This is a genomic window from Labrys sp. WJW, assembly GCF_001676615.1.
In the GTDB taxonomy this organism is placed as follows: Bacteria; Pseudomonadota; Alphaproteobacteria; order Rhizobiales; family Labraceae; genus Labrys; species Labrys sedimenti.
In genome coordinates, this window is sequence record NZ_LYXZ01000061.1 from 11,586 (window position 1) to 26,680 (window position 15,095).

Consider the following 15,095-nt stretch of genomic DNA (forward strand, 5'->3'; position numbering starts at 1 on the left):
ATGCGGCTTCTCGTGGTCGAGGATGATCAGGATCTCAACCGCCAACTGGTCAAGGCGCTTGAAGAGGCCGGCTATGCCGTTGACCGGGCCTTCGACGGCGAGGAAGGTCATTTTCTCGGTGATACCGAACCTTATGATGCCGTTGTGCTCGATGTCGGGTTGCCGAAGCTTGATGGCATCACCGTGCTCGACCGCTGGCGCCGGGCCGGCAAGGTGATGCCGGTGCTGATCCTTACCGCCCGGGATCGCTGGTCCGACAAGGTGATGGGGTTCGATTCGGGGGCGGACGACTACGTCGCCAAGCCCTTCCACATGGAAGAGGTCCTGGCTCGTCTTAGGGCTCTCATCCGTCGCACCACCGGCCATGCCACCAACGAACTCGTCTGCGGCCCCGTGCGTCTCGATGCCCGGGCCGGCCGCGTGGTGGTCGATGGCAATCCGATCAAGCTCACCTCGCATGAATATCGGCTGCTGGCCTATCTGATGCACTATACCGGGCGCGTCGTGTCGCGCACCGAATTGGTCGAGCATCTCTACGATCAGGATTTCGACCGCGATTCCAATACGATCGAGGTATTCGTCGGCAGGCTGCGCAAGAAACTGGGCGTGGATGTGATCCAGACCGTGCGCGGCATGGGCTATATCCTCACGCCGCCGGACGCCATGCGCGTATGACCACACGCTCGTTGGCCTTCCGCCTCTTCGTCGCCGCCGCGGCCTGGGTGGTGGTGGTGCTGGTGGTGGCGGGCGTGGTCCTCTCCTCCGTCTACCAGCATGCGACCGAACGGTCCTTCGACGAGCGCCTGCATGTCTATCTCAAGACGCTGGTGGCCGATATCGCCGGCGCCGATGTGGGCGACCGCACGGCACCCGGCGCCATGGGCGAGCCGCGTTTCGAGTTGCCGCTGTCGGGCTGGTACTGGCAGATCAATCGCCTCGACAAGCCGACGTCCAACGGTTCCAAATCGCTGTTCGAGGCGACCCTGCCGAGTCTCGACGACCAGAACACGCCCGGTGAGCCCAGTGGTGTGCGCGAGGGCTATATCAAGGGTCCGGACGATCGCCGGCTGCGCGCCGTCGAGCGCCTGATCGATCTCGGGGAGGACGGCCGCTACCGCGTGACCCTGGCCGGCCCTGCCGACGAGATCGACAGCGCCATTTCCGATTTTCAATATTCGCTGCTGCTGACCTTTACCGCACTCGGCGTCGGCCTGCTCGCCGCCATTCTGCTGCAGGTGCGCTTCGGCCTCAGGCCGCTGTCGCGCATCAGCGGTGCACTGGCCCGCATGCGCACCGGCGAGGCGGCCAAGCTGCCGCCCGACCTGCCGGACGAGATCGTGCCGCTTGCGCGTGAACTGGATGCGCTGGTCGATGCCAACCGGGAAGTAGTCGAGCGGGCCCGCACCCATGTCGGCAATCTCGCCCACGCCCTGAAGACACCCTTGTCGGTCATTGCCAACGAGGCGGGCACGGCGCCGGCGAGTCCCCTGGCCGAACAGGTGGGCCGGCAGGTCGGCGTGATGCGCAAGCAGATCGATCATCACCTCCAGCGCGCGCGCATCGCAGCGGCCGTCAGCGTGGTCGGAACGGTGACCGAGATCGCGCCGGTAATCGAGGGGCTGGTCCGGGCCATGGAGAAAATCCATGCCGTCAAGCGCCTGAAGATCAAGGTTCAGGTCGATCCAGCGCTGCGTTTCCGCGGTGAAAAGCAGGACATCGAGGAGATGACCGGCAATCTCATCGACAATGCCTGCAAATGGGCAATCAGCGAGGTGATGATCCGGGCCGAGGCGTTTCACCTGGATGGCGCGATGTTCGCCCGGATTACCATCGACGACGACGGACCGGGCCTGTCGCCCGAGAAGCGCGCCGAGGCAGGGCAACGCGGCAAGCGGCTTGACGAGACCAAGCCCGGCACCGGCCTCGGCCTTGCCATCGTGCAGGATCTCGTCTCGCTCTATGGTGGCCGTTTCAATCTCGATGAAGCACCGATCGGCGGTCTGAGGGCCGTCCTCGACATTCCCGCTCTGCAGGGGCCGGTGCCAACGGCTGGCGCCCGACCGTCCTCGCGAAGCGGTGAGGGAGCGACGGTCTAGCCCCGCAGCTGCATTTGGCGGATTGGGAGTGTCAGCTTCCGGCTGACATCTTGAAGGCCAAGCCCTTGCGGTCCGGTAGCAAGTCCTTGCGGTCCGGTAGAATGTCAGCCGGAGGCTGACACTCCGCACATCTTGCGCTCCTTCATGCAAACACAACCGGGGTTACGCATGGTGGTAGGATCACTTTCTCGTATCACGCGGAACACCTGCCCCTTGCGACACTGCGAGACGGTTGGCGCAGGGCGTTTTTGCGTGTAAGGCTGCCGGCAGCTTATGCTCTTATGCTTAGGTCAGGGGTCCTATGAAAAAATCGATCGTCAAGCTGTTTGGCCTGGCTGTGGTGGCACTGCCGCTGGCAGGATGCGGGCTTACCAGTTCGACCACCCAGCCGACCGTTGCCGCTGCGCCGCCCACGCCCGCCACCAGCAATTCGCCGATCCTCGACGGCCTCGATCCGGCCGATCGCGCCCGGGCCGAGCAGGCTCGGCGCACGGCCCTGGATGGCAAAGCCAAGGTCAGTGTCGATTGGAAGAGCGACAGCAACGCCACCACCCACGGCAGCGTGGTGGCCGGGCCGCTGCAGAACCCGGGTGCGGCCCCGTGCCGGCAATATTCCCAGACCGTCTACAAGGACGGCGTGCCAAGCGTCGCCCGTTCGACGGCGTGCCGGCAGCCGGATGGCGGTTGGGTCAACAGCTGAAGGCGTTTTGCGATTGGGCGGAAGGGCCGGGAATCGCAGCGACGCGTCGGGACGAAAAGCTGGAGCGAAGAGGTGTTCGGTCATGAACGCGCTTTGCTCCGGCGATATCTGGGTGGGCGGGGGTGCGGTCGCGCACGCTGCCCGCAGCCGATGGGTGATAAGGCGTCTCTGCGCGTTTGAAACGCCCAAATTAGGCCTTATGGCCAGCGCAAGAGATCTCGAATGCTCCTTTGGATAGCCCTGGCCGCCATGACCGGCCTCGCAGCTCTGGCATTGCTGTGGCCGCTGGCGCAGCGTGGCAGCGCCGTGACGCCGCAGGCATCCGATGTCGCCATCTACAAGGACCAGCTGGCCGAGATCGATCGCGATCTTGAGCGGGGGCTGATCGCCAGGAGCGAGGCGCAGGCCGCCCGCATCGAGGTCTCCCGCAGGCTGATCGAGGCCGATGAGGGAGAGAAGGCCGAGAAGGACCGGCAGCCGGCCGAACGGGCGGCCAGTGGGCGGCGCAGGTTTGCCGCGTGCGTCGTCCTGGTTGCGGTTCCACTGCTCAGCCTCGGGCTCTATGCCTATCTCGGCTCGCCATCGAGTCCCGACCAGCCGCTGGCGGCACGGCTGGACGGCAATATTGAAAACGCCTCGCTCGACGAATTGGTGGCCCGGGTCGAAGCCAAGCTGGCGGAGAATCCCGAAGATGGCCGCGGCTGGGAATTGATGGCGCAGATCTATCTGCGCCAGCAGCGCTTCGAGGATGCCAAGCAGGCTTATGCCAATGCGCTGCGGCTGCTGGGATCGACCGCCGAGCGCGAGGCCAATTTCGGTGTTGCCGTCGTCGCCGCCGCCGACCGCATGGTGACGGCCGACGCCAAGGCCGCCTTCCAGCGGGCCCTCAAGCTCGATCCGAAGGAATTCCGCTCCGCCTATTTCCTCGGTCTCGCCAAGGAACAGGACGGCGACAAGAAGGGGGCGATCGAGGCCTGGCAGGCCCTGATTGCCGACAATCCCAATGCTGCCGACTTCCTGCGGCAGGAAATCGCCAGGGTCGGCGGGCAGCCCAAATCTGCTCCCGATGGTGCTGGTCCCGATGCGGCTGCACGCGGCCCGTCGCAGGACGATGTCAAGGCCGCCCAGGCGATGACGCCGGAGGAGCGCGGCAAAATGATCCAGGGCATGGTGTCCGGGCTGTCCGAGCGGTTAAAATCGCAAGGGGGCAGCCCGGAGGAATGGATGAAGCTGATCAAGGCCTATAGCGTGCTCGGGCAGGCGGACAATGCCCGCACTGCCCTTGCCGATGCCCGCAAGGCCCTGGCCAATTCGCCCGACGCCGTCAGGCAGATGGACGAGCTTTCGAAGGCATTGGGTCTATGACGCGCAAGGGCAGACGTCTGGCGATGATCGGGGCGGCCGGTGTGGTCCTTGCGGCTGCGGTAGGCCTGGTGCTGTTCAGCCTGGGCGGCACCATGTCCTATTTCGCCGGGCCGAGCGACATCGTCGGCAAGCAGACCACGCCCGGCCAGCGCTGGCGGTTGGGCGGCCTGGTGGAGCAGGGCTCCCTGCAGCGCGGCAGCGCCTCCGAGATCGCCTTTACGGTGACCGACACCAACAAGTCGATCAAGGTCGTCTATTCGGGTATCGTGCCCGACCTCTTCCGCGAGGGGCAGGGCGTGGTGGCCGAGGGCGTGGTCGACAGCGCCGGCGTCTTCCAGGCCGATACGCTGCTGGCCAAGCATGACGAGAAATACATGCCCAAGGAGGTGGCGGATGCGCTGAAGGCGCAAGGCCATTGGGAAGAGGGCGGCGCTTACGGGAAGAAGCCATGATCGTCGAAGCCGGCCATTACGCACTTGTTCTCGCCCTCACGCTTGCCGTGATCCAGTCGGTGCTGCCGCTGTGGGGTGCTCGTGTCGGCGATCTCGGGCTGATGCGTATCGGCACCAGTTCGGCCTTGTTCCAGCTTCTCTTCGTTGCTGTGGCGTTCGGCGTGCTGACCTATGCCTATGTCAGCTCGGATTTCTCGCTTACCAACGTGTTCGAGAATTCCCATTCGGCCAAGCCGCTGCTCTACAAGATTACAGGCGTATGGGGAAACCATGAGGGCTCGATGCTGCTCTGGGTCCTCATCCTGGCGTTTTTCGGCGGACTGGTGGCTGCTTTCGGCCGCAACCTGCCGCCGACCATGAAAGCGACCGTGCTGGCGGTGCAGGCCTGGATCAGCACGGCCTTCCTCTTGTTCATCCTGCTCACCTCCAATCCCTTCACCCGCCTCACGCCGGCGCCGATGCAGGGGCAGGATCTCAACCCGATCCTGCAGGATGTCGGCCTCGCCATCCATCCCCCGCTCCTCTATCTCGGCTATGTCGGTTTCTCCATCGCCTTTGCCTTCGCCGCCGCCGCGTTGATCGAGGGGCGCATCGATGCCGCCTGGGCACGCTGGGTCAGGCCCTGGATCCTGCTGGCCTGGATCTTCCTGACATTGGGCATCGCCATGGGTTCCTACTGGGCCTATTACGAGCTGGGCTGGGGCGGCTGGTGGTTCTGGGATCCGGTCGAGAACGCCTCGCTGATGCCCTGGCTGGCCGGCACCGCGCTGCTCCACTCCGCTTTGGTGATGGAAAAGCGCAATGCCCTCAAGGTGTGGACGATCCTGCTCGCCATCCTCACCTTCTCGCTCTCTTTGCTCGGCACCTTCCTGGTGCGCTCGGGCGTGCTTACCTCGGTGCACGCCTTCGCCACCGATCCCAGGCGCGGTGTGTTCATGCTCGCCATCCTGGTGCTGTTCATCGGCGGCGGCCTCAGCCTGTTCGCCTGGCGCGCATCGGCCTTGAAGCAGGGCGGCATCTTCGCGCCGATCTCGCGCGAGGGCGCGTTGATCCTCAACAATCTCCTGCTCACGGTGAGCTGCTTTGCCGTGTTCATCGGCACGCTCTACCCGCTGGCGCTGGAAGCCCTGACCGGCGGCAAGGTGTCGGTCGGTCCGCCTTTCTTCGACCTGACCTTCGGGCCGCTGATGCTGGCGGTGCTGGTGGTGATGCCGTTCGGGCCGTTCCTGGCCTGGAAGCGTGGTGACCTAGCCGGTGCCATGCAGCGCCTCGCCGCTGCGATCGGCCTGGCCATCCTGGCCGCGCTGGTGACGCTGTGGCTCAAGCAGGGCGGGCCGGTCTTGGCACCGCTCGGCGCAGGCCTCGCCTTCTTCATCATGGCGGGAGCGGTGGTCGAGATCGCCGGGCGCATCAAGCTGTTCCGCGAGCCGCTGGGATCCAGCCTGCGCCGGGCAACGGGCCTGCCGCGGTCGGCCTTCGGCACGGCCTTCGCCCATTTTGGCGTCGGCGTCACGTTGATGGGCGTCGTCGCTGCCTCAGCCTGGCAATCGGAGACCATCGTGGCGATGAAGCCCGGCGAGACCGCCACCTTCGGACGTTTCCAGGCCACCTATGTCGGCGCAGTACCCAGACGCGGCTCGAACTACACGGCCACCGAGGCGCAGTTCGTGATCCGCCGCGATGGCGTCGAGATCGGCCGCATGACGTCCTCCAAGCGTTTCTACCCGGCGCGCCAGATGCCGGTGACGGAAACGGGCATCAGCACCCATGGTTTCGACCAGATCTATATCGGCCTCGGCGACAATCTGCCGGATGGTGCCATTGCGGCCCGGCTCTACGACAAGCCGCTGATCACCCTGATCTGGCTCGGCTGCCTGATCATGGCGTTTGGCGGCCTGCTGTCACTCTCGGACCGTCGCCTGCGCGTCGGCGCGCCCAAGCCGGCTCGCCGGCTTGCCCAGACCATGCAACCGGCCGAATAGGCGATGGCGAAGCGCTTCATCCTCGCCTGCCTTTTCGGCCTCATGGTGCTGCCGGCGCTGGCCGTGCAGCCGGACGAGGTTCTACCCGACCCGGCCCTCGAGGCACGCGCCCGCGCGCTGTCGGCGCAACTGCGCTGCATGGTCTGCCAGAATGAATCGATCGACGATTCGAATGCCTCGCTCGCCAAGGACCTGCGCATCCTCGTGCGCGAGCGCCTGAAGGCCGGCGACAGCGACGCCGAAGTCAAGGACTTCCTGGTTGCCCGCTATGGCGATTTCATCCTCTTGAAGCCGCCTCTGGAATGGCGGACGCTCGCTTTGTGGTCGGGGCCGCCCGCATTGCTGCTGCTGGGCGGCATCGCCATATTCCTGTCGACGCGGCGGCGGCAGGCTGCTGCTCCTGCACCGCTCAGTTCGGATGAGCAGGCCAGGGTCGATGATATCCTCAAGCGGGAAGGCTAGGCCGCGGATCGCCGCGGCCGCCCGGCTCGCGATGCGGAAGAGGTTTGCTATCGGCCGGTCTCGAACAGGAACCAGGCTCGGCGTTCGGTTTCGTCGATCCAGTTTTCGATCAGGCTCGCCGTTGCGACATCGCGGTGTTCATCGCACAGATCGTGGGTTTCGCGCAGGAAGCCGACCAGGCGCTTGTTGTCGTCGAGCAACTCGGCGAGCATGTCGCCGGGCGTGACGAAATCGGCATCATTGTCCGACAGGCGCTGCAGCCGCCCGATATGGCCAGCCGAGCGCAGCGTGGTGCCGCCGATCTTGCGGACCCTTTCCGCGATGGCGTCGGTCATGGCGAAGATCTGATCGGCCTGCTCGTCCAGCAGCAGATGATAGTCGCGAAAATGCGGGCCCGAGACGTGCCAGTGGAAATTCTTGGTCTTCAGATAAAGGGTGAACACGTCAGCAAGCAACGTCGTGAGTGCGCCTGACAGATCCTTTGTCGCATTGGAACCCAGATCGGTGGGGACCCGCAGATCCGCCGTCTTCAATGCCTTCGCCTTGTCCTTGGCCATCAAGTCGTTTCCTTTTGCTATCAGGTCGGTGGCGCTCCTCTCCAGCCCAAGCGGAACCATGACGGAGAGGCAGCCTTCATAGAACATCGCTCGGCCAGCAAGGTTCATCGCGGATCGAGCTTGGACAATCGTTGGACCGCCATGGCCCTGTCTGCTTTGCCTGGTTGCTCGTGCACCGATCTCACCTTGAATCAAACCGAACCGGCGCGGTGATGGTCCGGCTGACGCCAGCCGGCGGCGCGGGAACGGGCGAGGCCCTCCGGACCAGGGACAGTACCTCCTGGTCGAGTTCGACAGAACCCGAGGAACGGGCGAGCGAGGCTGCCAGTACGTTGCCTTCGTCGTCGATCCGGAAGCGGACATAGGCAATACCACGTTCACCGCGCGAACGGGCGCCGGCTGGATAACGCTTGCGCCGTTCGAGATGCGCCATCAACTGCGAGCGCCACTCCGCCGGCGCCTGGCCGGACAGCTGGCCGGAGCTGGTTTGCCGGGCTGCGTTGCGGCTCGACTGGTTGGCCTGGGCCTGTGCCACGACGGCCGCCTTCGAAGCCTCCTGGGCGTGCTGAGGACGTGGCTTGGCTGGCTTTTGCTTGGGCGGCTTTTTTGGCTCTGGCCGGAGAGCAGTCTGCTGCCTCGCCTTCATCTCGATGGGCCGCTGCTCGGGGAGCTGTACTTCGGCCTGTGTGACCTGTGTCTGCGGCGTTTCCATTATCGGTTGCGGCTTGGCTGCCTCCGTTACCGGCTCCGGAGCCTGGACCTCCTCGATGGGGTCGGCGGGCACGGGTTCCTCGGGCGCCGGGGCCGCTTCGCTGGCAGCCTGGGGTTCCGCCGCCTGCAGTTCGGGAGAAATCTCGTTGGTCTGGGTCTGCACCGCCTCCGGGGTCGGCGCGAGCTCGATCATGATCGCCGGCGGCGGCGTATCGGCGGAAGGCGCCGCCGGCGACGGCCACAGACACCAGATGGCAACCCCAAGGTGCAGGCTGAGCACGACGAGACCCGAACAGGCCCAGAGAGCCAGATCCGCGAGGCGGCTCCCGGAGCCTGAAACGGTTTGCCAATCGGTCACGATGGGGCGCCTTCCGGTACGCACTCCAGCCCGACCGGGGCTATCGTGGGATAGCTGGCCTTGCGCAGCGTGTTCATCGGCGCCGTCAGAATGTGGCGGTCAGCGAGGCGTAGAAGGTGCGCCCCGGGCCCGGTTGCTGCACCAGGCTCAGGGGGTCGACGTAATATTGGTCGGTCAGGTTCTCGACGCGGACGCTGCCCGTAAGGTTCTTGCTGAACTTGTATTCGGCGAACACGTCCACCAGCGTGTGCCGCTTCCAGTCTACCAGGGCGATGAACTGGGATGCGCCCTGGGCCGTCACGTCGCCATGGCCGATGGCGCGGGCACCGACATGGGAAATCCGGCCTCCGACGGTGAGCGCGTCGTCCATCAGCTTCTGGGACAGCGTAAGCGCCAGCGAATAGCGGGGCGGAATATGGTTGGTCGAGTAGTCGGCATAAAGCGACTTGTTCTCGCAGGTCCCGGCGGTGCGGCAGAACTCGACATTGGTGTAGTAATTGGCCGCCAGATCCGCCGTGAAGCCGCCGAGTTCGTAGCGGCCGGATAGTTCCAGGCCGGAGAAATGGGCGCGATCTATGTTGAAGATGCGCATGCCCGAGACACCGTTGGGGAAGGTGTACCATTGGCGCGCGATGTAGTCGTCGACGGTCCAGTCGAAATAGCCCAGCTTGAGCATGCCCTTGTCATTCGCCGACAGCATGCCCTCCCGGCGCAGATTGGTGCCGATTTCCCAATTGCTGGAACGCTCGGGCTTCAGATGCGAATTGACGTTCATGGTGAAGGCCGAGACCGATTCCATGATGCTGGGGAGCCGCATCGCATTGGAATAGTTGACGTAGAATTGGGTGCCGTCGAAAGGCTCGACCGTCACGCCGATCGAGGGACTGATGCCGCCCTTGGCCAGCCTGGTGTCGTAGGTGTAGTCGGGCCGCACCTGTTCGGGGGCGTTACGATCCTCGGACCAGAAATACTGGTAGCGCAGCCCCCCGTTGAGGGTGAGCCAGTCGACGGGCTGCCAGGCGACCTTGGCGAAACCGGCGGCTTCGTGGCGGATGCCGTCGCGCAGGTCCAGCCAGGTTTCCGCCTCCTTGGTGCCGCGGCTCGGGCGAGTATCCTCGCCTCGATAAGAGAGGCCATAGGTCAGGTCGGCCGAACCGTAGGGCAGATGGAATTTGGAGGTGTTGGTGATCTCGGCGCCCCACATGTCCGTGTCGGACCCGGAGCGGAAATCCCCCGGTTTAGGTGGCCTGTAGCCGGCGCGCAACGGATTGCGCATCTCCAGCTTGCTCCACCACAGATTGGTCTTGAGGTTGATGAGGTCGTTGTCTTCGGGCTTCCAGCGGTAACGCAGCGTGACGCTGTCGACCGAGGTTCCGGTGGTCTGTGCCTGCTGGACCGCCTGGCCCCGGTCATTGGTGAGCCTGGAGGCGAGAAGGTCGCCGGCTTCGCTGCGAAAGCCGTTATAGCCGAGCTGCACGCTATGCCCGTCGCCGAAGCGCACCGTCCCCTTGGCGATCCAGGATTGCGTCTCCAGCTGGGTGTTCAGCACCTCCTCGCCGGCGCGGTAATTGGCGATGCCGCCATTGTCGATATAGTCCTTGTAGTTTTCGCAGTAAGTGGGCGTGGAGCACACGCGGCGTGGTCCCAAATGGATGGGATAGGCCGAAGGCCCGTTCGTTCCCGCGTGGTAATTGCCCTGCTTGCGGTAGGCGTAGCCGGCGATCAGGTCGAAATTCTCCTGCTTCACCGCGGCCACGACGCTGCCCGATCCACTCGTCGGCGACAGGAGGGCTGGCCGGTCCATGCCGGTCGGGGATGGCGTGGCGATGGGCGGGGCCCAGGAGGCGTAAGGCCACTGGTAGCCGGCCACAGCGCCGGCTTTCGGCGAAGAGGTGTTGGTGCCGAAGCCGCCACGGACCCGCACGCCGTAATTCTTGCCGTCCTCCACGATGTCGGCAGCATCGAGCGTGCGCATGGCGACGGTGCCGGCGATGCCGCTGGAGGTGACATCCGATCCCTTGGTGATGTCGATGCCGCCGAGCAGGTCCGGGTCCACGAAGGTGCGGTTGGACGTGCCCTGATAGCCCTGGTAGACGGTCACCGCATTCTCGGCGCCATCGACCGTCACCGCGACGCGGCCCATGCCCTGCATGCCGCGGATGTTGACGTCGATGGCACCGGCGCCGTTGCGCGCTTCGCCCGACGTCACGCCCGGCGTGCCCCGGAAGATGTCGGCCGGGCTCGATCCCCGGAAGCGCTCGATGGCCTTTTCCGAAATGTAGGCGGTGGGCGCCGGCGTCTCATAGGGGGCTTCCTGCGGGTTGCCACCACTGCCGGCCGTCACGGTGATGACGTCGAGAACCAGCGAGCCGTCGTCGGCAGGCGGGGCCGCCGTGCCGGCAGCACGCCCGCCGATGGTCACGGTGTTGGCGCTGGTGAAGCTGTAGGAAAGCCCGGTGCCTGCGAGCAGGCGCGAAAGCGCCTGTTCTCGGGTGTAGCTGCCGGACAGGGCAGGGCTCGTTCGATTGGCGACCAGGGACGAGGCGAACAGCAGGCGCAGCCCGGCCTGATCGGCAAAGCGGGTGAGCGCCGGGCCCAGGCCCTGCTGGCGGATGTCGAGGCGAATGGTGGCCTGTTGTGACGTCTGCGCATAGGCGGCGCCGCCGCACCATGCCGACGCCAGCGCCAGGCCGATCGATGCCGACCCCAAAAGTGCGATCCTGGTGAGACCGCCAAAGCCGCACCCCCTATCATGTCCCGATCTTCTGCCGTCCATCAATCCCGCCCCGCTGATCAAAAGGGGGGAGAGCAGGCGTTTCCTGAAAACGTCTGCCAGACCCCCATATCTCCAGGACGAAACGAGGCCGGCGATCTTGCACCGCGTCGGCAGGAAAATTTCGAAGTGCCCGCGGAAGAGGGGAGCGGAACCATGTCCCAAGCGCTCGAGGGAAGGCGGCTTCAGTGCAGGATGGTGACGAAGGGCAGCCGCGTCACCTTGACGGGGAGCGTCGCCTCGATGGTGGAGAGCACGGATTCCGGGTCGGCCAGCTCGAATACCCCGGTCACCTCCAGCGACTGCAGGCGGGCGCTGGTGATCACGATCCTGCCGCGGCGCTGACGCTCGATCTCGACCACGACATCGCCCAGCGGCCTCTGGTTGAAGATGAGCTTGCCCCTGCGCCAGGCCGTCTCGGATTCGGCATCGACGGGTTCGGCCGCCGAGGGGAGGCTGTCTGGGCCGTAGCGCACCCGCTGGTCGGCTGCCGCGAGTACGCCCGTGCCGGGTCGGGCACCGGCCGTCACGTCCACTTGTCCCTCCACCACGGTAACGACCACTTCCTGCGAACGGATGTCGACGTCGAATACGGTTCCCACGGCCCGCGCCTGCCCGCCATTGGCCGCCACCACGAAAGGCCGTCCGGCGTCCGGCCGGACTTGAAACAGCGCCTGACCTGCGAGCAGTTCCAGGCGCCGCTGGGCGGCATCGAAGGAGACATTCAGCGCCGTGTCGCCGTTGAGAAGGGCGGTGGAGCCATCCGGCAGGGTTATCGTCGCGCGTTCTCCGGCACCGGTACTGTGGTCGGCGAACAGATGCGGGCGTAGAAGGCTGGAACCGGCGACGGCCAATCCACCGACCGCCACGCCGCCAAGCACTGCCCGTCTCGTCAATTTGGCGCGGGCATTGCGTTGGACCTTGCCTCCGGCAAGGCCGATGCCGTGCCAGATCGTCTCGGCCTCGCGGGCGGCCAGTTCATGTTCCGGGCTCTGCCCGCGCCAGGCCGCGAAAGCCTCATGGTCGGCCTTGCCTGCCTGGCCGGAATGGAGCCTGACCAGCCAGTCGATGGCCGCGTCACTGAGTGCGATATTGGCTTGCCGCCTCTCTTGGCCCGGTTCCATCTGTCTGGTCGGCGTTCTCGTCACCCTCTGCTCCCGGCAATCTATACGTGATCGGCCGAGGGGTCAGGCGACGGCGCGGAAATGGTCGCGGCAATGTCGCAGCGCCTGGGCGAGGTAGCGCGCCACCATGCTTTCGGAAACGCCGAGCCGCTTTGCGATGTCCCGATGGGAAAGGCCGTCGCAACGATTCAGCAGCAAGGCCGTGCGTGGCTTGGGTGCGAGCCTGGACAGGCCGATGGCCAGGAAACGCAATTGGTCACAATCGATCGTGATCGTCTCGGGGCATGGAGCGCTGTCGGCCACCGCCTGGAGAATGGCTTCATCGCTGATGCAGCGGGCCGAATGCCGGCGATCCTTGCGGGCGAGATCGATGGCGATGTTGCCGGCGATGCGCAGCAGGAAGGCCTGCTGATCCTGAATGGGGCCTCGCGTGCCCTTCATGTCCGCCAGCCGCAGCCAGGTTTCCTGGACGGCCTCCTCCGCCAGATCGTGCGAGACGCTGCGTTTGCGCAGCAGGCTGCGCAGCGTCTTCCATTGACGCAGATAGAGCGACATCAGGTCGTCACGGGCATCGGTCGTGCTGAACGTCGTCATCGGCGCGGCATCGGAAAAGGGAACGAAGTCGCGCTTCGGGCAGGCGATGCGCGTCAACTCATGGCAAAACCTGATATCCCATCAACAATTTCCCTGCAACATCAATAGTTTATATGGATTCTAAGGGGTGCAGAAATCCGGTGCCGTCCGGTGGGATGTGCGGTTATAGTGCGATAGGGGTCGGCATCCAGCCGGTGGGACATGCTCTCAAGCGGGAAAAAAAGTGCGTCTTACTAAAGAGTAATCCGACGGAAAAAGAGCCGTAATGTTGGTCAGGGCATTGTCACCGGCAACGGCGCTGAATGGGGGCGCTGAAGCAAAGGCGACCGGTCTATCCCTACGGAAGGCCGTGTCATTATGGAGCCTATCACGATGAATTCATCCGATCATGACATGAAGCCGAAGGCCGGTATCCTCGCCCGCCGCCGCACGCGCCTGATGGCCGCCGTGTTCGGCCTTGGCGTCGCCGGCGCTGTTGCCGGCAACTTCGTGGTCATGCCGTCCGTCACGCCTGCTTTCGCGCAGACCCAGAGCCAAGCCGTTCAATCTGGCGTCGCGCAGCCGGGTTTTGCCGATATCGTCCAGAAGGTGCGGCCGGCGGTGGTTTCCATCAAGGTCAAGACCGAAACCAATGCCAGCGCCTCCGACGACGACAATGACGGTGCGCCGGCCAATCCGTTCGAGTTCTTCTTCAACGGGCCTGGCGGCGGCAACATGCAGCCCGGCCGGCCTCGCAAGCAGTTCGGCATGGCGCTGGGCTCCGGTTTCTTCATCTCGGCTGACGGCTATGTCGTGACCAACAATCACGTCGTCGACCATGCCAAGGAAGTCGATGTCGTCACCGATGGCGGCAAGACCTATACGGCCAAGGTGATCGGCGTCGATCCGAAGACCGACCTCGCCTTGCTGAAGGTCCAGGACGATGCGGGCAAGTTCCCCTTTGTCGAGCTTGAACTGCAGAATGAGCCGCGCGTGGGCGATTGGGTGCTGGCCGTCGGCAATCCCTACGGCCTGGGCGGTACTGTGACGGCAGGCATCGTGTCGGCGCGTGGCCGCGATCTCAACAACTCGACCTATAACGACTTCCTGCAGATCGATGCTCCGGTCAATCGCGGCAATTCGGGTGGCCCGACCTTTGACCTCTCCGGCCGTGTCATCGGTGTGAACACGGCGATCTACTCGCCGTCCGGTGGTTCGATCGGCATCGGTTTTGCCATTCCCGCCGAGACCGTCTCGCGCGTGGTCTCGCAGCTCAAGGCCGACGGCCAGGTGACGCGTGGCTATATCGGCGTGCAGATCCAGCCGGTCACCCAGGATATCGCCGACTCCATCGGCCTGAAGAAGGCTTCGGGTGCCCTGATCGCCGACGTCACCAACAACGGCCCCGCCGCCAAGGCCGGCCTGCAGTCGGGTGATGCCATCACGGCCGTCAACGGCAAGGAAGTTAGCGATTCCCGCGAGCTTGCCCGTGCCATCGCCGATGTGAAGCCCGGTGAGACCGCTGACCTGACCGTCTGGCGTGACGGCAAGGAGCAGAGCGTCAAGGTCGAGACGAGCAAGCTGCCGGGCGACAAGCAACTGGCCGATGCGCGCTCGCAGCAGGATGACGACACCGGCGGCAAGAGCTCACTGGTGAGCCTGGGCGTTGAACTCGCGCCGGCCGCTGCCGTGGCTGGCGCCGGCAAGGCCGGTGTGGTCGTAACCGATGTCGACCCGGGCAGCCCCGCGGCCGAATCGCTGCGCCCGGGGGACGTCATCCTCGACATTGCCGGCAAGCCGGTGAGCAATGTGCGTGAGGTTCGCGAGATCCTTTCGAGCGCCAAGGCCGACTCCAAGCGCACCGTACTGCTGCGCGTGAAGAACAATGACGGCCTGCACTTTGTCGCCCTGCCGATCGGCAAGGCCTGATCCGAGCTGAAAC

13 protein-coding genes are annotated in these 15,095 nt (G+C 65.0%); 8 read left to right on the plus strand and 5 right to left on the minus strand.

Going from position 1 to position 15,095, the window contains the following annotated elements:
• From BA190_RS29850 to BA190_RS29880, 7 genes are all read left to right on the plus strand, one after another.
• On the plus strand, positions 1–675 hold the full coding sequence (locus BA190_RS29850; protein ID WP_068296769.1) for a response regulator transcription factor: 675 nt from the start codon (positions 1–3) through the stop codon (positions 673–675).
• Positions 672–2,096, plus strand: coding sequence for an ATP-binding protein (locus BA190_RS29855; RefSeq protein WP_068296771.1), 1,425 nt, complete (start codon positions 672–674; stop codon positions 2,094–2,096). Before BA190_RS29850 ends, BA190_RS29855 begins: the two co-directional genes overlap by 4 nt.
• Positions 2,097–2,397: 301 nt before the next feature.
• The gene (locus BA190_RS29860) at positions 2,398–2,796 is read left to right on the plus strand and encodes a hypothetical protein (protein WP_068296777.1); all 399 of its coding nucleotides are present in this window, start codon (positions 2,398–2,400) and stop codon (positions 2,794–2,796) included.
• Positions 2,797–3,018: 222 nt separating this feature from the next.
• A complete protein-coding gene (gene ccmI, locus BA190_RS29865; protein WP_068296780.1) occupies positions 3,019–4,161 on the plus strand; it encodes a c-type cytochrome biogenesis protein CcmI in 1,143 nt (380 codons plus the stop codon).
• Entirely contained in the window at positions 4,158–4,613 is a 456-nt protein-coding gene (gene ccmE / locus BA190_RS29870; RefSeq protein ID WP_068296783.1) for a cytochrome c maturation protein CcmE, read from the plus strand. The genes ccmI and ccmE overlap by 4 nt, the downstream gene beginning before the upstream one ends.
• A complete protein-coding gene (locus tag BA190_RS29875; protein WP_068296787.1) occupies positions 4,610–6,595 on the plus strand; it encodes a heme lyase CcmF/NrfE family subunit in 1,986 nt (661 codons plus the stop codon). The genes ccmE and BA190_RS29875 overlap by 4 nt, the downstream gene beginning before the upstream one ends.
• Positions 6,596–6,598: 3 nt before the next feature.
• Positions 6,599–7,057, plus strand: coding sequence for a cytochrome c-type biogenesis protein (locus tag BA190_RS29880; protein WP_068296790.1), 459 nt, complete (start codon positions 6,599–6,601; stop codon positions 7,055–7,057).
• Between the two features lie 47 nt (positions 7,058–7,104).
• On the opposite strand, the gene BA190_RS29885 is transcribed toward BA190_RS29880, so the two are convergent.
• From BA190_RS29885 to BA190_RS29905, 5 genes are all read right to left on the minus strand, one after another.
• Positions 7,105–7,614 carry a Dps family protein gene (locus BA190_RS29885; protein WP_068296793.1) on the minus strand — a complete coding sequence of 170 codons (510 nt, stop codon included), beginning with the start codon at positions 7,612–7,614 and terminating at the stop codon, positions 7,105–7,107.
• Between the two features lie 181 nt (positions 7,615–7,795).
• Positions 7,796–8,683, minus strand: a complete 888-nt coding sequence (locus tag BA190_RS29890) for an energy transducer TonB (protein ID WP_068296797.1) — start codon at positions 8,681–8,683, stop codon at positions 7,796–7,798.
• 85 nt (positions 8,684–8,768) lie between these two features.
• Positions 8,769–11,393, minus strand: coding sequence for a TonB-dependent receptor domain-containing protein (locus BA190_RS29895; protein ID WP_371260435.1), 2,625 nt, complete (start codon positions 11,391–11,393; stop codon positions 8,769–8,771).
• Between the two features lie 248 nt (positions 11,394–11,641).
• Positions 11,642–12,604 carry a FecR domain-containing protein gene (locus BA190_RS29900; RefSeq protein ID WP_245314998.1) on the minus strand — a complete coding sequence of 321 codons (963 nt, stop codon included), beginning with the start codon at positions 12,602–12,604 and terminating at the stop codon, positions 11,642–11,644.
• A gap of 39 nt (positions 12,605–12,643) precedes the next feature.
• Positions 12,644–13,174, minus strand: a complete 531-nt coding sequence (locus BA190_RS29905) for an RNA polymerase sigma factor (protein ID WP_068296962.1) — start codon at positions 13,172–13,174, stop codon at positions 12,644–12,646.
• A 372-nt stretch (positions 13,175–13,546) separates the two neighbouring features.
• Between BA190_RS29905 and BA190_RS29910 the strand changes: the two genes are divergently transcribed.
• Positions 13,547–15,082: a Do family serine endopeptidase gene (locus BA190_RS29910; protein ID WP_082980133.1), complete on the plus strand. Its 1,536-nt coding sequence runs from the start codon at positions 13,547–13,549 to the stop codon at positions 15,080–15,082.
• The last annotated feature ends 13 nt before the right edge of the window (positions 15,083–15,095 follow it).